The organism is Streptomyces bathyalis (assembly GCF_015910445.1).
GTDB classification, from domain to species: Bacteria; Actinomycetota; Actinomycetes; order Streptomycetales; family Streptomycetaceae; genus Streptomyces; species Streptomyces bathyalis.
Genome location: NZ_CP048882.1, coordinates 3,181,144 through 3,203,820 on the forward strand (window position 1 = coordinate 3,181,144; position 22,677 = coordinate 3,203,820).

The following is a 22,677-nucleotide window of genomic DNA, read 5'->3' on the forward strand; positions in this document are numbered from 1 at the left end:
CCAGCCTCTCGCGGTCCCACCATTCAGTGCATCGGCGTCGTCTTGAAGGTGTGCGTGCGGTGCCATTGGTAGTAGGGCTCTCGGTCTTCGTTCCACCAGGTGACGGTGCGGTCGGCGAGCCTCTCCTGGATATGTGTGGCGACGCCAGGGAGGTCGTAGGCCAAAGGGCTCACCTGGATGGTGCCTCCTGGCGCGATGGCTACGTAGCCGTGTTCGTAAAGCGCGTCGCATCCGAAGGTGCAAGCGAGCATGGCGATGTTGGCCAGGTCACGCTTCTCGTCGTCGGTGCACATCGCGCGCTTCTTGATGTGGGCGCCGATGAGGAAAGTTGCAGGTAGTTCTCGTCCGCACAGGGCGCATTCTCCGGTGCTTCCGGGCAGCAGGCGGCGTTTGAGTGCTGCTTGCTCTCCTCGCTGGGCGCGCTGTGCCTTGCGTTCCAGGTCGCCGTCGAACGCGTTGACGGCTGCTCGCTCGTCCTGCGCGGTAAGCGGGGAGGTAGCGGCGGTGGCTGGATCGAGGGTGAGGAGGGTCTGAAGGGTGTCGCTTTCGTCTTCGTTGAGGACGGTGATGCCCATGATGTTGCGATTGGCGTTCCAGCCCAGGAGCTGGCGGACTTCACTGATTGGTATGTCGAAGCCGCGGGTCCCGGAGAGGGCGTACATGTACTCCCACGTACTACCTGCTGCGTCTGTGTCCCACAGCCTCTCGGCCAAGGCCTTGTTGTGCCACATCAGGGCGATCGTGCCGCCGAAGTAGAGCTTCTTGTCGCCGGTGAAGAAGACCCATTGGCCTGGACTCATCTTGTTGATGCGAGGAAGGTTGGCGCCCCCCTTGCCGGGCACAACGCCCCACATTTCGGCGGAGCCGTCGGGGAAGAGCTGCTTGAGCTCGTCCATGACCCCAGGCTCCAACAGGTCGGCGTGTTCGTCGAAGACGACGGGGTTGGCGATCGTGTCCAGGTAGTGCTGGTTGACGACTTTGTCGGACCGACGTGCCGGCTGCATCACGATGCGCATCAGTCTTCTTCCCCCAGGTTTGTGTACTTGTCGGCCCGTCCACGTGCCAGGTGCACTGGGTACTTGTTGCGGTTGCTCTCGATCTTCTCTACGACTGCCTGCTCCAGGTCGAGTTCGAGGACGTCGGCCATCCTCAGCAGGTAGGCAAAGACATCCGCCATCTCCTCCCGTACGCGCTGGGCCTGGCGTGGGTCGTCCATCACGTGGGTTGACTGATCAGGCGTGAGCCACTGGAAGAGCTCGAGGAGCTCACCGCACTCCCCTGCTAGCGCCATCGCCAGGTTCTTCGGAGTGTGGAACTGCTCCCAATCGCGTTCGGCCGCGAAGTCGGCCAGCGCTTGCTCAAGTGCTCTGATCGTCATGCCTTCAGCAGTATCAGACAGTGCAGACAGCACGAGCCCAACTCACCCTCCACACAGGCGGGTTGTCATCCGTGGCTGGTATGGATTGGGACCATGCACCTTCACGCGGGATCGGTTGACGAAACGGCTCGGCACGTGACTCACCCGGATTTCATCACGGCTTGCGAACAGCGCTTCACACGATCCTTCGGAACGCCCCCCAGCGTGGAGGAAGTACGCAGCTGGCGTCGCAGCTGGCCCGCTCTGCTGAAGGCCCTGTGCCGTGCCCAACTGGCTCCGCTTTACGTGCTGTTGGAGTACGCCCTTCCCGCTACGGGCGAGCGTATCGATGCTCTTGTCATCGGGAAATTGCCAGACGGTCGCCTGTGTGTAGTTGTCATCGAGCTGAAGCAGTGGACTCACGCCCGCATCGATTCAGCACGTCGTGGGCTGATCGGGATTGGGGAGCGCACCGTCCAGCACCCTGCCCGGCAGGTCGGCGGATACGCGCGCTACCTGCAGGACTGGGTGTCCACTGACGAACTCGAACTGAGCGTCCGCGGCGTCGCGGTCCTCCACGACGCCCCAGCAGATCTGGTCAAGAAGCTACGTGAACTCTCCGCGCATGGCCCGTCAGCCGACTTCCCCGTCCTGGGACGCGACGATCTCGACGCAGGCACCGCTCCGGAACTGCTCGCCGAGCGGCTGGCATGCACCGACCTGCAGCCTCCCGCACCCGAAGACGTCACGGCCTTCCTGGCCACGGAGCACCAGCCGTCACCCGGACTGCTCGCACGGGCCGGCAGGGTTATCGAAGGCAACGACGCCTTGGCCCTCGTCGGAGACCAGGACCTCGCCCGCCAAGAGGTCTGGCATGCCGTCACCGATGCCCAACGGAGAGGCCGCAAGAGCACCATCGTCGTGACCGGCGGACCGGGCACGGGGAAGACCGTCATCGCATGCAGGCTCCTGGGCGATCTGTGCAGCCGCCACAACGCCAATCCGCGACTCCTCTCCCCGTCCGGCACCCTCACGCGACAGCTGAAGCGGACGGTCGGAGACGAGTCACGTGGTCTCATCACCACGTTCCTCGACAAGGTCCCCACCAGCGTGACGTCGAACAGCGTGATCCTCCTCGATGAGGCTCACCGTGCCCGCACCTACCCCGACCACCAACGCAACAAGTTCCCGACCACCTTGGGAAAGCTCATGGACCGGGCCGCAGTGAGCGTCCTGTTCCTCGACGAACGCCAGATCGTCCGGCCGACCGAGGGCATCACACTCGCCCAACTCGCGCAGCACGCTCACGACAACGACCGCACCTTCCGGCACATCGACCTGACCACCCAGTTCCGATGCAACGGATCCACCGCCTACCACCAGTGGATCGACCAACTCCTCCAGCCCCACGGCACGGTTTCACCTTGGGCAGGAGCGGACTACGATCTCGCCATCGCAAGCGACCCCGAACATTTCACCGAATGGGTTGAACGCCACCAAAGCGCCGGACACACAGCACGCATCGCTGCTGGCTTCTGCTGGCCTTGGGACTCCCCACCCACCCCTCCGCTCCGCCGGGAAGTCCGGATCGCGTTTGACAGCCCCGAGGGCCGACGCGTATGGGAACGCCCTTGGAACTCGCGAGCCGACGAGACGGGCCTCGACAGTGCAGACGTTCCGGCTCGCCCCTTCTGGGCCACAGACAAGGGTGGGCACGATCAGGTCGGCTGCATCTACACCGCGCAAGGTATGGAGTACGCCTACAACGTCGTCATCATCGGAGACGACCTCATCCGTCACAACGGTCGCTGGGAAGCGAGGCCCCAAGCCAGCCACGACCCCGCTCTGAAGGAACTTCCCCCGCCCCGCTACCTGCAATACGCCCTCAACAGCTACCGCGTCCTCTCAACAAGAGGCACCAAAGGCACCCGTCTCTACTCCACCGACCGCGCGACGCAGAGCTACCTGGAGGAAGTCCTGCCACTGCACTCCCTCTAGCGGATTGCCAAGGCAATCTCACTGCTCACAGCAGCGCGCCAGGTGGGCACCCACGCGCGCCGTCTGACGTCATGACCTTGGGTCTACGGGGTAGAAGCGTCCGAAATCGTTTGTGCTTGCGTCCTCTACCGGGCAACTAACAGCATGGCGGGCTTTGCTGCTGTGCGCCCTTACTGCGCCCTTCTGTTTGATGCAACGGCGTGCATGCGTGAGGGGCGCTGATCGACTGGCTCGCAAGATTCGCCAGATGCGAAGATCAGCGGCTCTTCCAACATCAACAGATCCTTAAATGAACGACTCGGCCACAGGCATCGACACATTGGCTTGTTTGTGTCTCTATCGATTCTGGGGTTGCTCGGCCACCCTGGCAGGAGCGATGCGTACTTCAACTGAGTGAATGTGCCTTGCATCCAGGGGGTGGCCGGTGACCTACGTTCCGATCCTCAAGGGTAAGAAGGGGGAGTTTCTGGCGCTGAAACATGCGTCGGCAGAGGTTCAATCCCAGATTCGTCCAGTCATGGAGATCGTGCCGGACTCCGAAGTGGCTACCTTTTGCACTCACGCCGTCGACAGTACCCCGGACGGGATGGTTCTTTCAGTCGACTGCAGCGCCTTGTCGGGGACGAATGCCTCGCGAGTCGATATCGGTGGACCAATGATGAGAGTCGGTGAATCACTGGGTCAGCGGCAGGTCGCTATGTGTCCGGTTTTCAGAATAACTGACACTCAAAAAATGCTTACCGAGGTCTCTGCAGTAATGAACTTGCACGAGCAAGGTGGGTGCCTTCGCGCCTCATCTTTAGATGTTTCGCGAGGACTCTTGGAAGGCGAGCACATCCGTAATCTTCTCAGAGTACTCCGTGTAGACCCGGAAGAGATCGATCTGCTCATCGATGCGGGGCCAGTGCAGTCCGAAGACAGCCGGCATGTGCGTGTAGGAGAGGTCACTGAATCACTAGAGCGCCTGGCACCCTGGCCTTGGCGGCGAATATGTGTTGCTGCTGGTGCTTTTCCCTTCAATCTGTCGGGTTTTCCGCGAGGGCGAGCAACACCAGTCAAAAGAGAGGACGCGCTCCTCTGGGCTGATGTTACTGACAAATGGCAGACCCGTCGCCTAGACTTCGCGGACTTCGGTGTGACCCATCCCCGCATGCCAGCGCAAAGCCGCGGAGCGCCTCATCCGAACATGCGCTACACCTCGGACATCAACTGGCAGGTGTTCGTTTATGCCAAGAGGCGTCGAGGAAATGACGACTTCTTCGTTCTAAGTCGAGATTTAGTTGACTCGCCGTATTGGCCCTCCAGCGGTGCCCGGACCTCGTGGGGTGACGCACGTCTTCTGGAGTGCGCCGAACGAGAACGGCCAAGAGCAGGCGGCGGAACGGAGTGGCGTGCGTGGGCAACATCCCACCATCTCGCTGCGGTGACCTCTCGCCTAACTATTCTGGGGCGCCCATGACTCCGCTTAGTAGTCAACTACTTCGCAAGCAGGAGTGTTGGGCCCTTGCAAGGCACCAAATCGCAACCCTGCGGCTGCTGCCGCCAAGTGCAGCAAGGTTGACCAGAGCAACGGGCTGGGGTGTTATCTGACGGCGAGCCGACCACGGCAGGTAGGGGACATCGACCGCCGTCTGCGTCGAGCAATGAGCAGTCAGATCGCTCCGCCAGGAACTGACCCTGACGCCGGTTGCGTTGGTGAGGGCATGATCTCCCCTATGTCGATCGCTCCTCCTCCTTACCCGCACTGTGGCCACGGTGCCAGCCCGCAAGACCCGGTGGGGTGCCGGGGTCACCGCGTCCCACGACCGCACGGTGAATGCACGGGGGCTGAGGCAGAACTGTTCGGAGCCTGTTTGGCGCATCTCGACGCCGGCGAGCGCAGTACGTACTTGTCATCTCTCCGCCCCGGCAGCGATGTGGACCACCGAGGCACAACCTTCAACCCGGCTCTATTGCGAGACCTGTTGAATGCCGTACGCGACCCCGACCATCGGCCACGGCTCGGAGCCGTCCGATGGGACCGAGTGACGTTCCAGGGGCGCGCTGGGTTCGAAGGAGCGACGTTCACGGGCGCCGCCTTGTTTGGAAAGGTGATGTTCCGAGGCGCCACCTGGTTTGGCGGCGTGACGTTCGAGAAGACCGTCAGCTTTAGCGAGGCGACGTTCAAAGACGACGCCTGGTTTGGCGAGGCGACGTTCAAAGACGAGGCCCAGTTCGAGGCTGCGACGTTCGAGAGCCGTGCCTGGTTCACCGGAGCGAAGTTCGAGAAGAGCGCTTGGTTTGACCACGTGAGGTTCACGGGGGATACCCGGTTTCGCGGGGTGGCGTTCCAGGGCGGCGAAGCCACATCCGAACACGATTCAGAGTTCAGCGGGGCGACTTTTTCGAGTCATACTATATTTGATGGCTCTGCCAGCGCCGCTATCACCGACAGCGATGGCTCTACACCATTTACCCAGATACATTCTCCAGAGTCACGTTTGCTCGATGTCGAACACTACAGGCAGCGATTGGAAACGCTCAAAGGAACGGAAAATTACGGGATTGCATTTGAGAAGCTGATTATCCAACTACTGACCGAAGCAGGAGCCACCCTGGCAGAGAAGGACCACACCCAGGGGCATTCACTGGGAAACTACTCTGACTCAGTCGTGGACTTTGCCTTCATCCCATCGGACGAGTCTTCGAACATCGTGCTCGTTGAATGCAAAAGTGGTCGACTGTCGGAACAGCGGTTGGCTGAAGCAGAGCTTCAATTGGAGCACTTGGTTCGAGAACGCCGAGCTAATCTGGGACTTGTCGTCTATAACGATTATGAAGGTAGGCAGTTCTCAGCCGATCGACATTCCGCCGGGCGAACGCAGATTATTTCAGCGATTGACCTTCTACACAGACTACGGCTTACCGCCCTCTCGCAGGTGATTTCAGATGCGATCACACACTCGTCGAGCGAGTGATCGCATGCCCAAGTATTCGATTACCAAGATCGAAGAATATGTCAGTCTGGGAATGGACAAGAGTCTTACTACCAAAGCCCGCGGTGACGCTTTGGAGTCACTCGTCTGCTACTTGTTTGGCGAGATTCCAGGTCTCATGACCCAGTCGAACGGCGTAGACGTGTTTAAAGGATCAGAGATAGACGTGTCTGTGGCCAACACTCAGGAGGCCCGCTGGATGCAGGTTCTCCCTGTGTGCTTTTTGGTCGAGTGCAAGAATTGGGACGCACCTGTTGGAGCAAAGGAGGTTGGTGCTTTCGTAACAAAACTCAAGGAAAAAGGGGTTCAGCTTGGTGTTCTAGTCGCAGCAAATGGAGTCACAGGAAACGCGGATAACCTCACCGCGGCGCATTTTAAGATCGCCATGGCTCAACAGGATGGGCGTCGCATCCTAGTTATTACACTAAGTCAGCTTCGCGAACTCCGGACATCCGAGGACTTTGCTGAATTGCTGTGCCGTAGCTTTCTCAAGGTTGTGGCGTCTGGACGTTTCTAAGGTAACTGTTAGGTAAGTGGCAAGGTCGTCGCGCGTCGCGACGCCAAGTTCGACTGCGGGCTTCCGCCGACCTGATTTCCGTCGTCGTCTAGGAGTCAACTGCTGGGCAATGGGTCTCGTCGACGTAGGCCGACATCAGAGACGTCTGCGACCTCCAGCAGGCACCCTCAAGAATCGGTAGCCGGTACTGGCTCTCCGTGTTCCAGATAAGCGACCCTGTCCAGGGCCCGAGCTTCCATGGCAGCAGTGATCCTTCGAGCGAGACGAGGAATGGTCAGCGTCGACAGCTCAGCGAGATCATGGAAGTCAAAGCCGGTCAGCTCCTCTGCCTGCAAGTGCACGCGCTCAGTGTCACTCGGACTCAAGACCCCGCCGTCGAAGAGGTAGAGCACCTTGTCCCCCTCCCCCGGGTTCGGTGCCCAGTCGACGGCCAGAAGCCGGCCGATCGGCGGCGTGATGCCCAGTTCCTCGCGAACCTCGCGGATACACGCCTCACGGGGGGACTCACCCTTCTCGACGTAGCCGCCGGGGATGTCCCAGTAGTCCTTGTACGCCGGCTCGACCATGAGGACGCGGTCGTGCTCATCGAAGAAGAGCGCGCCCGCTGCCATGCGCGGGCGCGCCATCTTGGCTTCGTGCTCGTTCTCGGCTCGGTGCTCGCTCACATCACCGACCCTAACCGGCTCACACAACCCGGAGACGGTGCGCCAGGTCCGCGACTGAGCGGGAGGGCTGCCCTTTGGTGCCGCGGACCCAGCCGACGACGAGTTCGCGGCTCATATAGTGGTGCCGGACCTGCTCGGGGGCATCCTGTTCGGCTTCGAGGACCTTGTCGAGGGCTTCGTCCGTACGGTTCCAGGCGTTAAGGGCGCGGGCGACCTCGAGGTGATGCCGTACGCGGCGTTCCGCGGGCAGCGCCGTCACGTCGAGGTGCTGGCCGAGCTCGACCGCTACCTGCATGTCGCCGAACTCCCCCGCTGTGGCTACGCGGTGGATGCCGACGTTCGTCGGGCCGAAGGCCGTCCACATGTGGTTCGCGTCTGCGCCGAGTCGGCGAGCGGCGTTCTCGGCTTCCCGGAGGTACGTCTGTGTGGTCGAGCGGTCCTCGGCGCGGGCCGCGGCCATTGAGCCGGCGAGGAAGAGCGTGCCGTACACGGACAGGTAGCCGGGTGAGGCGTCGGCGAGCTCTGGCTCGAGCACGGTCGAGGCGTCGTCGACGAGCTGGACGGCGTTCTTGAAGCGACCGGTTGAGAGCAGGCAGTGCACGACTGATCGGAACAGGGAGCCGGTGACCGAGCGGTTTCCGCTCTGCTGGGCCGCGGCGAGGCCTCGGTCGGCGGCCATCCACGCCAGCTCGGTCTCCCCCACCTTGCCGAGCACCTGGGCCGCACCCTGGTACGTCATGGCCAGGTGTGCGTTGGCTTCCTCGCCCTCGCGGCCGCTGTACGAGCGGGCGGCGAGCAGTGCGTCCGCCAGGAGCAGCGGGAGCCGCCCAGTGGCGTAGCCGTAGCGGGACGCCTGGTAGGCATCGAGGACGTCGGCGACGTTCGCCCGGAGCTCCGGAAGCGCGGGCGGCTCGCCCTCGGTCGGGGTGCCGAGCAGCGGCGTCAACTGCCGGTAGTCCATGAGGGCTTCGCGAAGTGCGGGGACAGTGCGCCGACCGCTGTCGGCCGTCCAGTCCATGAGCGTCGGCTCGGCGAGCAGGTCGCCCAGCGACACGTCGAGCGCGTCCGCCAGGGACTTGATGACCGAGAGCCGGTCGAGGTCGATGCGGTTGTTCTCCGCCTTGCTCAGCCAGTCCGTCGTACGTCCGATGAGGCCGGCCAGCGCTTCCTGGGGGATTCCGCGCCGCCGGCGGTACCAGGCGACGCGCTCACCGATGGTCAGGTTCTCCGTCATTCCTCGCATGGACAGAGCTTCACCCCGCGGGCCGGTCGGACCCCGGAAGGTTTTTCCGGGGTACTTCGGTACGTCCTCCCTACCGTCATTGCCACTGGATCAACTGATCGAACCGCAGCAGGGCTTGGAGCTCGGACATGGCACTGACGGAAAGCGAGCGCGCTGAACTGACCGTAGTCCTACGGGAGATGGCTGAGGAAGCCCACGATCTGTCGGACCGGGTGAACCAGCTGTTCAGCCGCGTTACTGAGGACCGACCGCATCTTCGAGCTGCCCGAGCCGACGAGCGAGGCTCTGCATCTCGCCCCTCAACGCGCGGATCTCGCCCATGATCGCCTCGTACTCCGGAGTGTGGGCAGATGGCGAGTCGCTCGGCTTCGCCAGCACGTACACGGCCTTGCCGGGCTGGCCGCGTAGCAGGCCCTCGCCTTTGAGCTCGGCGACTGCGCGCCGTACGACCGTGACCGAGACGCCGTACTCCTCCATGAGGTCCGCGGTAGACGGGATGGACTCCCCCAGCGGGAGGACGTCGTTCGCGATCTGGCGCCGCAGGTCGTTCATGACCCGTCGGTACTCAGGCAGCCCCGTCTGCTCGCCCACTCCGGATCCTCCTATGTGCACCTGGTCGTCGCCGTACCTAGTTGAGCACATCGCAGATGACCGGGGAACGAGCAGGTTCTCGCCGAGAAAGGCAACGCGATCGCTTGACAACTATGTGCACATAGCTCAACCATGTACACACGGCAAAGCAAGGTGGTGCGTGCGAAAGCAGCGCCCCTTGCGACCTACTCAGGAGGTTCAACTTGTCCAAGCCGACGACCGACCAGCGGCCACTGAAGGTGAAGGACGTCGCCGCACTTCTCGACGTTCACGTGGCCACTGTCTACCGCGAGATCGAGGCAGGTCGGCTGCATGCCATCCGTGTGGGTGCCGGCCGCGGCACTCTGCGGATCCCGCGGCCCGCGTACGACGCGTACGTGAGCTCGGCGGGCACGGCGCCGGCGGCCGAGGCCGCCTGACGGAGAACAGCAAGAGGCCCCGGCGAGAACGGCCGAACGGGAGCTGCCACTCCTGGTCGACCTCACCGAGGCCCGACATCGCGAGTGAACTGAGGAGTTCAACGATGCTCAACGAGCGTACCGCCGATGTGGCGGTCGATGCCCGGCCGGAACGGCTGAGCACGTCCAGCACAGTCGCGAGTCTGCGGCTGATCGCGGACTTCCTGGAGGGCTTTCCTGACCTTCCTGATCTGTACGTGGTGGTCCATACCGACGGCTCGATCGGCGTGCAGGTCTCCGAGTTCGACTGTGAGCCGGGGGAGCGGTGCGAGGCGGTTGCGCGGATCGCGCAGGAGGCCGGCGGTATCGCCCTGGTGAAGCCCCTCAACGACCGCACGTGGTTGTTCGAGACCCATGTGTTGGTCGGCGGCCGGCAGGTGCAGGTCTACGCCCCGGTCGAGGGCCCCGACACCGGCCGCGGTGGTGATGCCGCGTGATGTCGACGCGTCCGTTCTACGACCAGCGTCCTGCGTGTGCGACGGCCAAGTGCCCGCGCTGCCAGAGCCCGACGTCCGTCTCACGGTGCCGATCGGCTGCACGTGAGGTGTGCGGGAGCTGCGGCCACATGTGGACCCCCGGCCCGCAGCTTGAGCGTGAGGGGGTGCGCTGAGATGACTGTTCGTCCCGTGACGATCCGCGTAGTGGGCTCCTCCCGCCCGCACCTGCGCCAGGCCAAGCGGCCGTATGTGTACCCGAACCGCCGTGGACCCGGTGGCCCTCCCGTGCCGGGCGCCGACCCCAACGTGGAGGCCGGCGCCGCGTGCGCCGACGTGGAGACCGAGCTGTTCTTCACCGACCGGCCCGCAGACATCGAGCTGGCCAAGAGCATCTGCGAGTCCTGCCCCGTGCGTGCGGCGTGCCTGGAGCGTGCGCTGGACAACAACGAGCAGTTCGGCGTCTTCGGCGGTCTGACCGCCAACCAGCGCCGAGCGCTGCGGCGCAAGCGGGCACGGCAGGTTGGCGGTGAGGCCGCATGACTGAGCACACGAACTCGCAGACCAGCCAGGCGTACGTGCTCACGGACGCTTCCGGGCGGCAGTTCGCCTCGCTGGCGACGGCGGCCCAGCCGCCAGCCGAGCATGCGGTCACCGTCGGCCCGCACGCGAATGCGGCGCCGAGCTGCTGCTCGCATCACAGCCACGGTCAACAGGTCCCTGGCCGACAGCAGTTCAAGCCTTCGGCTGTGGGTGTCGGCACCGTGGGCGCGCTGGTGGTGGGCGTCGTCCTGGTCTCGCTGCTGCTGTCGGTCGCCGTGGTCGCCGTCGCTGTCGGCATCTCGGCTGTCGCGATCACGTGCTGCGTGCTGGTGATGCGCAGCCTCACCACCTACCGCTGACCCGCTCTCTGCTCTCTCGCTCGTCCTGACGCCGCCGGGCCGCAGGCCCCGTCGCCTTGGCCGCGTGCGGCCGGCGGCGCCCTACTTGTGGAGGTTCCTCCTCACATGTCGACCCCGACACGTTCCGAACTGGCCCGCAGCAACACGTACCTGCGCCGGCAGCTGGCCGCGCTGCGGCACGACCACACCGAGCTGCTGGGCGCGTCCCGCGCCGCGGTCGTCGCGCACTACGACGGCCACGCGCTGCCGCTGTCCGTCCTCATCGACACCCTCGACCAGCTCGGTCAGCTGCCCGAGTACGAGCCGCAGCTGGCCGAGGAGTTGCTCACCGGGCCGCTGCCGCTTGCTGGGAGGCGGATCGCATGAGTGCCAAGACCCGCTGCCCGGACTGCGGTTGGCGCCGCACCTACCGCAGCCAGAAGGCCGCTCGCCGCGCCGCCCGCGCCCACAGCTGCCAGCCCGCCCGCACTGGGAGGGCCGCATGAGCAGTCTGATAGCTGCGGCCACGGCTGCCGTCCCGCTTGCCGGTTGGGGCTTCCACACGGTGTGGATGCGCCGCCAGCTGGACCGCGCACGCCGCGATCCGCTCACCGGTCTTCCCGGACGTGCCGCCTTCGAGCGGCGTGCCGCGCGGATGCTGCGTTGCGGCCCGTGCGCCGTGGTCCTCATCGACCTGGACGGCTTCAAGGCCGTCAACGACACCTACGGCCACGCGGCCGGCGACCAGGCCATCCGGGCCAGCGGCGCCAGGTTGACGAAATGGCTGGATGGCCAGCCGGTCGACGGCGCCGCTGCTCGCCTGGGCGGCGACGAGTTCGCGCTCGCCGTGCGCGCTGTCGATCCGGAGGCGTTTCACCGATCGCTGGCCACGCTGCACCAGGGGCTGTGCCTTCCCGTCGGCCACGGCCGCGACCGCTTTCAGCTGGGTGCCTCGATCGGGGCCTGCTGGAGCGGTGAACTGCCAAGCCCGGATCTGCCGCTCGCTCTGCGGCGTGCCGACGAGGCCATGTACGTCGTCAAGCGCGGCGGTGGCGGATGGCTCACCGCCGACGGGCCCGCCAGCACGCAAAGCACGGTCAACGGTCGCCGCGCCGGCCGACTCGGCGCCTCCCGCGCTCACGAGGGGAGGGCCGCATGATGACCACGCACGTCAACTCCCCGTGGGCGCAAGGCCGGATGGTGGCCTTCGACACCGAGACGACCGGCGTGGACGCGGAGAACGACCGTGTCGTCACCGCGGCTGTCGTCGCCGTCGGCGGTGGCCGGCCCTCCGACAGCCGCACGTGGATGGCCGATCCGGGCGTTGAGATTCCCAAGCAGGCCACGGCGATCCACGGAGTCACGACCGACCAGGCGCGTGCCGAGGGTTCCGATGCGGCCGAGGTCGTTGAGGACATCACCGCGGCTCTGGCTGAGCAGTTGGGCGCCGGCGTTCCGGTCGTGGTCTTCAACGCCCGCTACGACCTGACCCTGCTCGACCGCGAGGCGCGGCGGCACGGCGTGCTCCCCCTGGTCGAGCGGCTGGCAGGGCTGGACGTGGCGCCGGTCATCGACCCGCTGGTGCTCGACCGGCAGATCGACCGCTACCGGCGCGGCTCCCGGAAGTTGCCAGCGCTCGCCGCGCACTACGGCGTACGCCACGAGTCGGCGCACACCGCCGAGGCTGACGCCCTGGCCGCGGCCCGCATCGCCTGGCGGATCGGCACCCACCACAGCCGGATTGGCGGCGCCGAGCTCCTCAAGCTGCACGACGCCCAGATCAGTTGGGCGGCACAGCAGGCCGCGGGCCTGGAGGAGTACCTGCGCCGTACCGATCCCGAGGCGTACGTCGAGCCCGCCTGGCCCTACCTGCCCCACTCCCTCGTCGGCGCGCGCAGGGAGGGGTGAGTGGCCATGCGATTCCCCGCCCTGCTCGGGCTTCCCGTCGAGGCCGGTGTGCTGGACGGCTACACGGTCGCGCTGACCGTCGAGCGCTTCTTCGGCCGGCCCTCGCTGTGGTGGCACGCCTGGGCGCCCGACGGCTCCTACGCGGGCCATACCAACAACGGCCGCTGGCTGGCGCTGCTCATCGCCCAGCACCGCCAGACCACCTCCTGACCCCTGAACTCTGCTGACCCTGCCTGGAGTTGACCGTGTCGCACCCGGTACTCGCCCCCGTCAACGGCACCGAGCCGCCCGCCTGCGGCGGCCTGGTCGCCGCCGACGGCCGACCTCTCACACCCGTCCCTCCCGAGCCCACAGCTCGGAGCGAATCCCCCGCCGAAGAGCCGACTGCCGACGAGTCGCCGGCGTCCGTCGACGACGGCCAGGACGACCTGCCGCGGCAGACCGCAGGCCCGTCCAAGGTGCGCTGGCTGCTGATCGCCGTGGTGGTGCTCGGAGCGCTGGTGATCGCCGCGATCGGCTTCACCGGCTCCTACAGCGCCGTACGGGACCTGGCCGCACGCAAGGGCTTCGGCGCCTTCGCGCCGTACTTCCCGATCGGTATCGACGCCGGGATCGTCGTCCTGCTCGCGCTGGATCTGCTGCTGACGTGGCTGCGCATCGCGTTCCCGCTGCTGCGTCAGACCGCCTGGCTGCTGACGGCCGCAACGGTCGCCTTCAACGCGGCGGCGGCGTGGCCGGACGCGCTCGGTGTCGGGATGCACGCCGTCATCCCGGTGCTGTTCATCGTCGCCGTGGAGGCAGCCCGGCACGCGGTAGGACGCGTCGCCGACATCACCGCCGACAAGCACATGGAGGGCGTCCGGCTGGCCCGCTGGCTGCTGGCCTTCCCCTCCACCTTCGGCCTGTGGCGACGCATGAAGCTGTGGGAGCTGCGCTCTTACGAGACCGCGGTGGCCATCGAGCAGGACTGGGCCGTCTACCGCGAGCAACTGCGCGCCCGCTACGGCCGCAACTGGCGCCGCACCGCGCCTGAGCAGATGCGGCTGCCGCTACGACTGGCCCGCTACGGCGTCCCGCTCGCCGAAGCCATCGACCGCACCCGCCCGGCACCGGACGCACCCGAGCCCGGACGCATCCCGTCCACGCCGGACGCACCCGAGCCGGATGCACCCGACCCGCGTCCGGACGCGCCTCGTTCGGCTGCGTCCCGCCCGGGGACCGGACGCACCCACCGGGCCACCGGCCGGACGCAGAAGGCGGCGACCAAGCCGGGGGCCGAGAAGCCGAGCACTGATGACGGGCGCCGCGCACTCCTGCGGCGCCTGGCCGCCGCCGGCAGGGCCCCCGCCTCGATCCGCCAGGCCGCCGATGCCCTCGGCTGCCGCCAGTCCAAGGCCAAGGCGCTCATGGCCGCCGAAGGCCTGCTCACCCCCACCACCCATGGCGCCACCAGCAACGACCGCACCACCAACCAGAAATGAGGTACCGCACCGTGTCCGACGAGACCATCCGCTACAGCCGATGGCACACCCCACGAGTCGTCGCCGCCAACGCGCTCGACGTCCTCGCCGACCTGGCGGACATCGTCTGCGCACTGCCCGGTCTCTACGCGGGCGTCCTCGCCGCGTCCGCAGCGATCGGTGACTCACCCACCCACGCGCCGTCGGATGCACCCGGCCTGGCGCTGGCGGCGCTCGCCTGCTTCGGCGCCGGACGCATCGTCCGCTTCGTGCTGACAGCACCGGCTAAGCGGCTGCATCCCGACTACGGCCACCTGCCCGGCTGGGCCGTCCCCGCCCGCATCCGTACACGGGTGCATGAGCACCTCGACGAGAACGGCGAGTCCCGTACGGGCGAGATCGCCGACGAGCTCGACCTGCCCCGCAGCACCGTCAGCTCGGCTCTGCGGTACCTCGCCGCCGACGGGATGGCCGTGAAGAGCCGCTGGGGCGTGTGGACTTCCACCCCTCGCACCCAGCATCGCGGGCCGCAGGTCCCGCTCAGCGGTGGTGAGGCCCGATGAGCCGCCGGCAGAAGGCCCGCCGCCAGCGCGAAGCCGCGCACTTCGCGGCGAAGCGAGCCGCGGCGCCAACCTCCGCTGCGCTGGCCGCCGTTGCCTTCGACGAGCTGCGGGCCCGGCTCGCCGACCTCCCCGCGCAGGAGCGCGAGAGGGCCTGGCAGCAGGTCGCCGACGACCTCGACGCCTGGGCCCGTCACTTCGACCGAACTCACGCAGCGTGAGCGGGCGCGTGAAATTCACGGCGACATTCACACGCCCGCCCACGCCAACGCGGAGGCGCGCGCAGGCGCGCGTGAACCCGCAGTCACCGAAAGTCACAAAAGTTGATCTTGAAGGGAGTTGATTCCATGTCGTTCCTCGACGCCTCGATCTCCGTAACCGTCGGCGTGCTGTGCCTCATCGCCGCAGTGCTGCTTCGGACGGTTGGCCGCCGGACGGCCCCGCGGCTGACGGTCCTGCTCGTCCTCGCCGGCGTGGTGGGGATCGTCGGCACGCCCGTCGGCGACTGGCTGCGTACGGCGGTCGGCTGGGCGGATACCGCGGTGAACACAGTCATCGGCCGCTACACCGGCGCCGCAGCCGTCGGGCTCATCGGCCTGGTGGCGTTCCTCGTCATCGCCTTCGACCTCGTCAACAGGGCCATCACCAACCGCACGCTCGCCTGCGCCGCCGTGCTGCCGGTCGCCGGGGTGGCGATCCCCGGCACCGCCGGCGCGGTGGTCATGGGCGTCGTCGGCGCGATCGCCGGCGCCTTCGGCACCATCGGCGGCTTCCTCTTCTGACCCGCTCCACCCATCAACCCAACTCCCTTTGGAGGTGAGGCCCTATGGGTCTCGTCATCATCATCCTGGCGCTGTGCTGGGCCGTCGGCGACGGCGTCAGCAACGCCACCAGCAGCGTGCGCGAGAACTACCGCACCGGACGTGACCGTCGGCACGCCAAGGCGGACAGGCGACGCAAGCTCGCCGCCCGCGGCGGCGGCCCGGCACCGCGCAGCGCCAGCACGGGCGTGAAGGTCGCCTCCGGGGCCGTCACGATCGGCCTAAGCAGCTTCCTCGTCGCCCGCGGCTTCATCGACGGCTTCCGCGCCGGGTGGCCCAAGGGCAAGGAACGCGCCCGCCGTTGGGCCGACACCCGCAAGAACGGCTCCGCCGCCAAGGACGGCGACGGCACGCCGCCCGACGACCCCGGTTCCGCACCGGCCGCGAAGTCGAGCACCAAGGACGACGGCGGCAAGGCGACCGTCCACGTGATTACCAGCGCTCCCTCGGCGAGCGCGCCCAAGACCCCCGCCGCCGAGCCGAGCGGCGGGCCTGTCCCCAATCCCTCATCCACTTCGGGAGGTTCCACACCCGTGTCCATCAACACCGTCACCGGCGGCGAGGTCCACAGCTACGAGCAGCTGCTCGCCGAACTCAACTCCATCGCCGTCGAAGCCCACGCCGAACTCGAGGACGCCCAGGCCGACGCCGAGCGCGCCCGCCAGGACGCCGAGCGCATCGACACCATGGTCGGCTCCCTGACCGAGCTCGAACTCGACCGCGAAACCCTCGGCAAGGTCAGCGCCTTGACCGAGTCCGCAAGCGCGCGGCTGGAGGCGGCCAACGCCCGCGCCGTCGCCGCGGAGACGCGCGCCAGCGGCGCGATGGAGACGGCTCAGCACGTCCAGCAGACCCACCAGGCCCTCGCCGAGGCCTACGCCTCCGCACCCGAGGGCGGCGCGAAGAAGGAGTTCTACACCGCCTGATCCAGCCGACAGGTCCGGCCCGGCAGCCAGCCGGGCCGGACCCCGGCCCCACCTCGCGCCCCAACGCCCTTCTTCCGCAGACCTGTTCAAGGAGCCCCGCGTCATGCTGCGTCGCCGCCCTCGCATCGTCATCCGCCGCTCGAAGCTGGAGACCGCCGTTCTCACCGCCCGCGCGCTCTTCCGCACCAGCCGCGGCATCGCGCGCTTCTCCTGGCGGCACCGCCGTCCCCTCGCCCCCGTCCACGCCACCGTCACCCTCGGCACCCTCGGAGCCGCCTGCGGCGCCGCAGCCGACGGATGGAAGACCGCTCTGCTCCTCGACGCCTCGCTCGCCGCCGGCACCGCCTGGTGGCTACGCCGCCGCAGGCTCAAAGACCGGCCGCTGCGGCCCCGCGAGCGCGCCTACGCACTGACCTCCGCCGGTACGGCCGGTGCCCTGCTGCTGGCCATGGCCGCTCGCGGCGGCATCGCACCGCCCATGCCCGGCCTGCTCCTGATCTGGCTCCTGGCCGCCGGTATCCCGTGGTGGTGGCACCACCGAATCCGCGACGTCGACGGCGCCCTCGGTGAGGAGATCGAACTGTGGGAACAGCGCGTCGCCCACGACCGCGGCGCCCTCACCGGCTCCTGGCTCACCAACCTCGTCGGCCGCCAGGACGGCAACGGTGTCTCAGCGCTGATCAACCTCCCGCCCGGGGAGCTGACCACCGAGCAGGCCGTCGCCGCCACCGGCCGCATCGCGTCCGCCTTCGGCGTTCCACCGTCCTCCGTCGTCATCGAGGCCACGGCCGAGGGCGCCAACAACCAGGCCGAACTCGCCGTCTACAAGCGCAACCCACTCCAGGCCGTCCACCCCTGGCCCGGCCCCCAGCTACTCGACCACACAGCCGGCATCGCGCCCATCGGCGTCTACCCCGACGGCGGCCACGCCCTCTACCGCTTCTGGCGCCCCGGCTCCGGACCCGTCCACGACCTCATCGCCGGCACCACCGACGCCGGCAAGTCCCGCCTGCTCGACCAACTCCTCGCCTACGAGCGGCACTCACCCCTGATGGTCTCCTGGGTCATCGACCCCCAGCGCGGCCAGTCCCTCCCCGACTGGCAGGACGCCGTCGACTGGTTCGCCGACTCCGTGACCGAGGGCAAGAAGCTGCTGAAGGCCGCGCAGCGGGAGATGTACCGCCGCAACAAGCTGCTCGCGCGCATGGAGTGGACTGACGAGAAGGGCCGACTGCGGCGTGGGAAGGCGTCGTTCACGCCGACCGAAGAGCTTCCGCTGCTGTGCCTGACGATCGAAGAGGCGCACGCCGTCCTCGCCGACCCGCAGAGCGTCAAGATCGTCGAGGACCTGGCGAAGATGGCCCGCAAGTGCGGCATCAAGCTCCGCCTGGTCACCCAAGTCCCGCTGCTGGCCCAGCTCGGCAACTCCATGACCCTGCGGGACATGGTCGCCGCTGGCAACGTCGTCGTCCTGCGCACCGCGAACCGCCTCTCAGGCCAGGTCGCCTTCAACGGCACCATCCCCGCCGACCCGCACGCCCTGCCGCGGGAGTTCCCGGACGGCTCCTCCAGCTCCGGGCTCGGCTACAGCCTCGGCCCCCAAGCCCGCTCGTCCGTCATGCGTACGCACTTCGTCGAGGACCCCTTCGAGTGGGCCACCACCGGCGAGACCACCACCCTGTGCGCCGACGGAATAGCCACCGCCGGCACCGACTACTCCACCTGGCGACAGCGCCGCGACGAGGCATGGGGCACCCCCGAACCCGCCGATGAGCCCGCGGCTGTCTCGCTCACCAAGGACGCCGCGGACGCGGGCGCCGACGTCGACGAGCTGGCGCCCGTCGTCCCGGCCGACGACAGCGCCAAGAGCGCCATTTGCAACTACCTCGCCGAGCGCGACCAAGCCCGCACGGGGGTCATCGCCCACGACCTCGACATCCCGCTGCCCACCGTCAGCCAGTCCCTGCGCCGCCTCGCCGCCGAAGGCCGCGTCACGCGCGTCCGGCACGGCGTCTGGGCCGCCGTCGACACCGACGCCGCCGAGCACGACGACGCAGCCGCCTGACCCCTCGACTTCCCTCGTCCGCACGCCACTTGTGGAAGGCCCCACGTGAGCCAGCCAACCCAACACGACCACTCAGACAACATCCGCCCCCTACGCCCCAGAGACGGCGACACGGGCGGCCTCGATACGTCGATGCCGCACGACCTGGACGCCGAGCAGGCCGCTCTCGGCGCCATGCTCCTGCAGCCGCCCGGCCTCGACCCGATCGCCGACGTCTCCGCGCTCGTCGACGTCGGCGACTACTACCGGCCCGCGCACGCCACTATCCACACCGCCATCGTCGGCATGCACGAACGCGGTGAGCCCGTCGACCCCATCACCGTCACCAACTACCTGCGTAGGAGCGGCGACCTCAACCGGGTCGGCGGCCCCGGCTACCTCCACAGCCTCGTGCAGAAGGTCCCCACCGCAGCCAACGGCGCCCACTACGCCGAGATCGTCGCCGAGAAGGCCGTCGAGCGGCGCATCATCGAGACCACCACCCGCACGGCCAGCCGCGTCCGTACCGCAGGCGAGGCCGGCGTCGACATCGCCGCCGACGCCGAGCGCGAACTCGCCGCCCTGCGCACCACCGAGCGCTGGCCCCCGCCCGTCCCCCTCGGCACCCACGCAGCGCTGCCCGCCTTCCCGATCGACACGCTGCCGCCGTGGGTCGGCGAACACGTCGCCGCCCTCGCCGAGTTCACGCAGACCCCGCCCGACATGGCCGCCACCATGGCCCTCGCCGCCCTTTCCACCGCGGCCGGCGGACGCGTCCATATCCAGATCCGCCCCGGCTGGGTCGAGCAGTCCAACCTCTACCTCGTCTGCGCCATGCCGCCGGCCTCCCGCAAGTCCGACGTCTTCGCGCTGATGACCGCGCCCATCTACGAGATGGAAAAGCAACTCCAGGACGCCTCTCGCGCCGCCCGCGTCGAAGCCCAGACCGCCAAGGACGCCGCCGAGGCCGAAGCCGAAGCCCTCATGGCCAAAGCCCGCAAACCCGACCAGGCCTCAGAGCACCTGGTCGCCGAAGCCTCCGCCGCCCGCATGCTCGCCGAGGACATAGTCGTCCCGCCCAAGCCGCGGCTGACGGCCGCCGGCGACATCACGCCTGAGCCGCTCACCCACCAACTCGCCCTGCACCGCTGCCTTGCCGTGCTCTCCCCCGAAGGCGACCTCTTCGACATCATCGCCGGCCGTTACAGCGCCCGACCCAACCTCGGCGTTTTCCTCAAGGGCCACAAGGGCGAACGCCTGGAGACCGACCGCATCACCCGCGAACAGCCCTCCATCGACAAACCCGCCCTGACGATCGGCATCACCCCGCAGCCCTCCGTCCTCCAGGACCTCGGCGACGCCCACGGCGCCCGCGACCGCGGCCTGCTCGCCCGCTTCCTATACGCCCTCCCCGCCTCCAACCTCGGCTACCGCAAAACCCGCACCGCCCCCGTGCCCGACGCCGTCGCCCACACATACGCCTCCCGCCTCGACGCGCTGCTGCGGACGCTGACCGACCTTCCCGAGCCGGTCACCCTCACCATGGACGCACTCGCCGACCAGGCCGTCGAAGAACTCCAGGCCCAGCTCGAAGTCCAACTCCGGCCCGGACAGCCCCTCGAGCACCTGCAGGACTGGGGCGGAAAGCTCGTCGGCACCACTGCCCGCGTCGCCTGCCTGCTCCACCTCGCCGACCACCTCACCAGCGGCTGGGGCCAACCCCTCACCGCCAGCACGGTGCACCGGGCCGCCGAGATCACCGGCTACTACACCGAGCACGCCCTGGCCGTCTTCGACCTCATTGGCTCCGATCCCGCCACCGAAGACGCCCGCACCATCCTCGACTGGCTCTCCCGGACCAAGACCGACGGCACTCACCGCCGCACCATCAAACGCCGCGACGCCGTCGCCGCCTCCCGCCGCTTCCGCACCGTCAGCCAGGTCGACCCCGCCCTCCAACTCCTCGAAGCCCACGGCTACCTCAAGGGCGAAGAAGCCAGCCGCGACGGGAAACGCGGGCGCCCGGAGACGACTACGTACCGCGTACACCCCTCCCTCCACACACCCGCGGACGCCGTCGATGCCCGCTAACCGTCAGCAGAGTCAGCGCAATCCACTGACCAGCGACACCAACTGTCAGCGCGACGTCAGCAAACGTCAGCAGTGCCAGCAGAACCCCCAAATACCGCTGACAGCGCTGACATTCGCTGACACCCGTCAGCACGCCATAAGTGCAGCTCAACGGATTGTGCTGAATCTGCTGACGGTCGACGCCCTCCGACCGCGTCCACCGCCCAGGAACTCACTCTCCGCAACCGACCCTGCCCGGCCGGAAATCACGGGCGATCCGGCCCTGCGCATCTGCCTCCACGGCGCCGAAGACGAACGCCGCCGCACCGCCGACCCACAACGCCGACTCGAAGGAGATCGACACCCATGACCAAGACAGCCCTCGCCGAACCACCCGAGGATGATGGCGACCAGAGCGGACAGCATCGGCGCCCTGCTGGACGGAAGAGGGCGCCCTCCGACACATCCGGCCTGCGGGATGGAGTGAAGAAGCGTGGATCGACGTGGTCATACGTTATCCGGGTCTACGATCCGAGCATTGGTAAGACCAGGCCAACATGGGTCGGGGGCTTCCGAACTGAAGACGAAGCGAAGGCCGCCCGTGACAAGGCACGCGTCAGGGCCCGCGAGGGCAACTACGTCATGCGGAACCGCATTACGGTCGCCGAGTACCTCGACGACTGGATCGAGGTGCATGCCGCAGAGATCAAGCCTCGGACGATCGACAGCTACCGCGGCGTGATCAGACGCTACGTCATTCCCTACATGGGCAAGATGGCCATCCAAGACGTCCGCCCGGCGACAATTACCCGCTTCTACATGGAGTTGAGGAAGAACGGCGGTCAGAAGCGCAGCGGCATCTCGCCCCGGACGATCGACTACGTGCACGCCGTGCTCAGGCGCGCATTCCGCGACGCGGTCGTGGTGGATGAACTGCTTGCCAGCAACCCCGTCGAGCGGGCGAAGCGACCCCGTCGAGAGGTGAGCGAACCCGGCGCCGTCTGGAGCAAGGCACAGCTGCGGAGTTTCCTCAACCACGCCGCTCAGCACAGATTGGGAGCCTTCTACCATCTCGCCGCCTACACCGGCGCCCGTCGTGGCGAGTTGCTGTACCTGCGGTGGTCTGCGGTAGACCTTGGCAAGCGCGAGCTGGCGATCCGCGGCTCAACGGCCTTCGTCAAGGGCGAGCGCATTCAGGGCTCGACCAAGACCGGCCACAGCCGCGTGATCAGCATCGACCGGACGACGGCGCAGGTACTCAAGCACCATCGCGAAATGCAGGACACAGAACGACACCAGCTGGGCATGCGACCGACGGAGGCCGGTGATTTCCTCTTCGCCAACGAGGCCGGCGAGCAAATTCACCCCGACACCGTGACCGGCCTCATGGCGAAACTGATCACCTCGTACAACGGCCCGATCGATGGCACCGCCCCCGCGGAGCCGTTGCCGAAGGCAAGACTGCATGACTTGAGACACCTGCACGCGACCATGCTGCTGATGGCCAAGGTTCCGGTCCACGTCGTCTCGAACCGTCTCGGGCACCGGGACCCTGCAATCACCTTGCGCGTGTACGCACACGTGATCAACGACCGGGCGGTTGATGTCGCGGACACCTTTGAGACCGCACTCGAGGAGGACGACACCAACCCGGAGGGACAGCGCCGCTGACGATCAGGACGAAGAACCCTGCGGCCGCCGGTGGTCGCCGCTCACTCGAAAGGGTGAACCTGGTGAGCTTCGGCGGCTGCTTCCGTGTCTGAGATTGT

General features: G+C 67.2%; 24 protein-coding genes and 1 pseudogene. 20 read left to right on the plus strand and 5 right to left on the minus strand.

Features of this window, described 5'->3' with window-relative positions; genetic code table 11:
- Positions 1-23: 23 nt before the first annotated feature.
- Both G4Z16_RS13770 and G4Z16_RS13775 read right to left on the minus strand, forming a co-directional pair.
- A complete protein-coding gene (locus tag G4Z16_RS13770) occupies positions 24-1,016 on the minus strand; it encodes a hypothetical protein (protein WP_197351065.1) in 993 nt (330 codons plus the stop codon).
- Positions 1,016-1,378 carry a nucleotide pyrophosphohydrolase gene (locus G4Z16_RS13775; RefSeq protein ID WP_197351066.1) on the minus strand — a complete coding sequence of 121 codons (363 nt, stop codon included), beginning with the start codon at positions 1,376-1,378 and terminating at the stop codon, positions 1,016-1,018. The genes G4Z16_RS13770 and G4Z16_RS13775 overlap by 1 nt, the downstream gene beginning before the upstream one ends.
- A 204-nt stretch (positions 1,379-1,582) precedes the next feature.
- On the opposite strand from G4Z16_RS13775, the gene G4Z16_RS13780 reads away from it, so the two are divergent.
- The 4 genes from G4Z16_RS13780 to G4Z16_RS13795 all read left to right on the plus strand — a co-directional run bounded on the left by G4Z16_RS13780 (position 1,583) and on the right by G4Z16_RS13795 (position 6,847).
- Positions 1,583-3,355 carry a DNA/RNA helicase domain-containing protein gene (locus tag G4Z16_RS13780; RefSeq protein ID WP_246530837.1) on the plus strand — a complete coding sequence of 591 codons (1,773 nt, stop codon included), beginning with the start codon at positions 1,583-1,585 and terminating at the stop codon, positions 3,353-3,355.
- Positions 3,356-3,752: 397 nt separating this feature from the next.
- Complete coding sequence (locus G4Z16_RS13785) at positions 3,753-4,814, plus strand: beta family protein (RefSeq protein ID WP_197351068.1); 1,062 nt, start codon at positions 3,753-3,755, stop codon at positions 4,812-4,814.
- 565 nt (positions 4,815-5,379) lie between these two features.
- Positions 5,380-6,312, plus strand: coding sequence for a pentapeptide repeat-containing protein (locus tag G4Z16_RS13790; RefSeq protein WP_197351069.1), 933 nt, complete (start codon positions 5,380-5,382; stop codon positions 6,310-6,312).
- A gap of 4 nt (positions 6,313-6,316) precedes the next feature.
- Positions 6,317-6,847, plus strand: coding sequence for a restriction endonuclease (locus G4Z16_RS13795; protein ID WP_197351070.1), 531 nt, complete (start codon positions 6,317-6,319; stop codon positions 6,845-6,847).
- Positions 6,848-7,014: 167 nt separating this feature from the next.
- On the opposite strand, the gene G4Z16_RS13800 is transcribed toward G4Z16_RS13795, so the two are convergent.
- The 3 genes from G4Z16_RS13800 to G4Z16_RS13810 all read right to left on the minus strand — a co-directional run bounded on the left by G4Z16_RS13800 (position 7,015) and on the right by G4Z16_RS13810 (position 9,307).
- A complete protein-coding gene (locus G4Z16_RS13800) occupies positions 7,015-7,473 on the minus strand; it encodes an NUDIX domain-containing protein (RefSeq protein WP_197354518.1) in 459 nt (152 codons plus the stop codon).
- Between the two features lie 58 nt (positions 7,474-7,531).
- Complete coding sequence (locus G4Z16_RS13805) at positions 7,532-8,755, minus strand: helix-turn-helix domain-containing protein (protein WP_246530838.1); 1,224 nt, start codon at positions 8,753-8,755, stop codon at positions 7,532-7,534.
- Positions 8,756-8,989: 234 nt separating this feature from the next.
- On the minus strand, positions 8,990-9,307 hold the full coding sequence (locus G4Z16_RS13810) for a winged helix-turn-helix domain-containing protein (protein WP_197351071.1): 318 nt from the start codon (positions 9,305-9,307) through the stop codon (positions 8,990-8,992).
- Positions 9,308-9,549: 242 nt separating this feature from the next.
- On the opposite strand from G4Z16_RS13810, the gene G4Z16_RS13815 reads away from it, so the two are divergent.
- From G4Z16_RS13815 to G4Z16_RS13890, 16 genes and pseudogenes are all read left to right on the plus strand, one after another.
- The gene (locus G4Z16_RS13815) at positions 9,550-9,765 is read left to right on the plus strand and encodes a helix-turn-helix domain-containing protein (RefSeq protein ID WP_197351072.1); all 216 of its coding nucleotides are present in this window, start codon (positions 9,550-9,552) and stop codon (positions 9,763-9,765) included.
- 104 nt (positions 9,766-9,869) lie between these two features.
- Positions 9,870-10,241, plus strand: coding sequence for a hypothetical protein (locus G4Z16_RS13820; RefSeq protein ID WP_197351073.1), 372 nt, complete (start codon positions 9,870-9,872; stop codon positions 10,239-10,241).
- 189 nt (positions 10,242-10,430) lie between these two features.
- Positions 10,431-10,781 carry a WhiB family transcriptional regulator gene (locus G4Z16_RS32495; protein ID WP_343070809.1) on the plus strand — a complete coding sequence of 117 codons (351 nt, stop codon included), beginning with the start codon at positions 10,431-10,433 and terminating at the stop codon, positions 10,779-10,781.
- The gene (locus tag G4Z16_RS13830; protein ID WP_197351075.1) at positions 10,778-11,140 is read left to right on the plus strand and encodes a hypothetical protein; all 363 of its coding nucleotides are present in this window, start codon (positions 10,778-10,780) and stop codon (positions 11,138-11,140) included. The genes G4Z16_RS32495 and G4Z16_RS13830 overlap by 4 nt, the downstream gene beginning before the upstream one ends.
- Positions 11,141-11,245: 105 nt before the next feature.
- Positions 11,246-11,506 carry a hypothetical protein gene (locus G4Z16_RS13835; RefSeq protein ID WP_070009405.1) on the plus strand — a complete coding sequence of 87 codons (261 nt, stop codon included), beginning with the start codon at positions 11,246-11,248 and terminating at the stop codon, positions 11,504-11,506.
- 115 nt (positions 11,507-11,621) lie between these two features.
- Positions 11,622-12,278, plus strand: coding sequence for a GGDEF domain-containing protein (locus tag G4Z16_RS13840; protein ID WP_197351076.1), 657 nt, complete (start codon positions 11,622-11,624; stop codon positions 12,276-12,278).
- Complete coding sequence (locus G4Z16_RS13845; RefSeq protein ID WP_246530839.1) at positions 12,275-13,027, plus strand: exonuclease domain-containing protein; 753 nt, start codon at positions 12,275-12,277, stop codon at positions 13,025-13,027. The genes G4Z16_RS13840 and G4Z16_RS13845 overlap by 4 nt, the downstream gene beginning before the upstream one ends.
- On the plus strand, positions 13,028-13,237 hold the full coding sequence (locus G4Z16_RS13850; protein WP_197351077.1) for a hypothetical protein: 210 nt from the start codon (positions 13,028-13,030) through the stop codon (positions 13,235-13,237). It begins immediately after the preceding gene.
- 257 nt (positions 13,238-13,494) lie between these two features.
- Positions 13,495-14,113, plus strand: a pseudogene (locus G4Z16_RS13855) (DUF2637 domain-containing protein); the annotation flags it as partial.
- 406 nt (positions 14,114-14,519) lie between these two features.
- Positions 14,520-15,050 (plus strand): helix-turn-helix transcriptional regulator, encoded by a 531-nt coding sequence (locus tag G4Z16_RS13860; RefSeq protein ID WP_197351078.1) that lies wholly within the window; start codon positions 14,520-14,522, stop codon positions 15,048-15,050.
- Positions 15,047-15,268, plus strand: a complete 222-nt coding sequence (locus tag G4Z16_RS13865; RefSeq protein ID WP_070009400.1) for a hypothetical protein — start codon at positions 15,047-15,049, stop codon at positions 15,266-15,268. Before G4Z16_RS13860 ends, G4Z16_RS13865 begins: the two co-directional genes overlap by 4 nt.
- 126 nt (positions 15,269-15,394) lie before the next feature.
- Complete coding sequence (locus tag G4Z16_RS13870) at positions 15,395-15,829, plus strand: hypothetical protein (RefSeq protein ID WP_197351079.1); 435 nt, start codon at positions 15,395-15,397, stop codon at positions 15,827-15,829.
- A gap of 44 nt (positions 15,830-15,873) precedes the next feature.
- Entirely contained in the window at positions 15,874-16,794 is a 921-nt protein-coding gene (locus G4Z16_RS13875) for a hypothetical protein (protein WP_197351080.1), read from the plus strand.
- Positions 16,795-16,897: 103 nt separating this feature from the next.
- Positions 16,898-18,859 carry a hypothetical protein gene (locus G4Z16_RS13880; protein WP_197351081.1) on the plus strand — a complete coding sequence of 654 codons (1,962 nt, stop codon included), beginning with the start codon at positions 16,898-16,900 and terminating at the stop codon, positions 18,857-18,859.
- A gap of 132 nt (positions 18,860-18,991) precedes the next feature.
- A complete protein-coding gene (locus G4Z16_RS13885; protein ID WP_197351082.1) occupies positions 18,992-20,929 on the plus strand; it encodes a DUF3987 domain-containing protein in 1,938 nt (645 codons plus the stop codon).
- A gap of 345 nt (positions 20,930-21,274) precedes the next feature.
- A complete protein-coding gene (locus G4Z16_RS13890; RefSeq protein ID WP_197351083.1) occupies positions 21,275-22,579 on the plus strand; it encodes a site-specific integrase in 1,305 nt (434 codons plus the stop codon).
- Positions 22,580-22,677 lie beyond the last annotated feature (98 nt).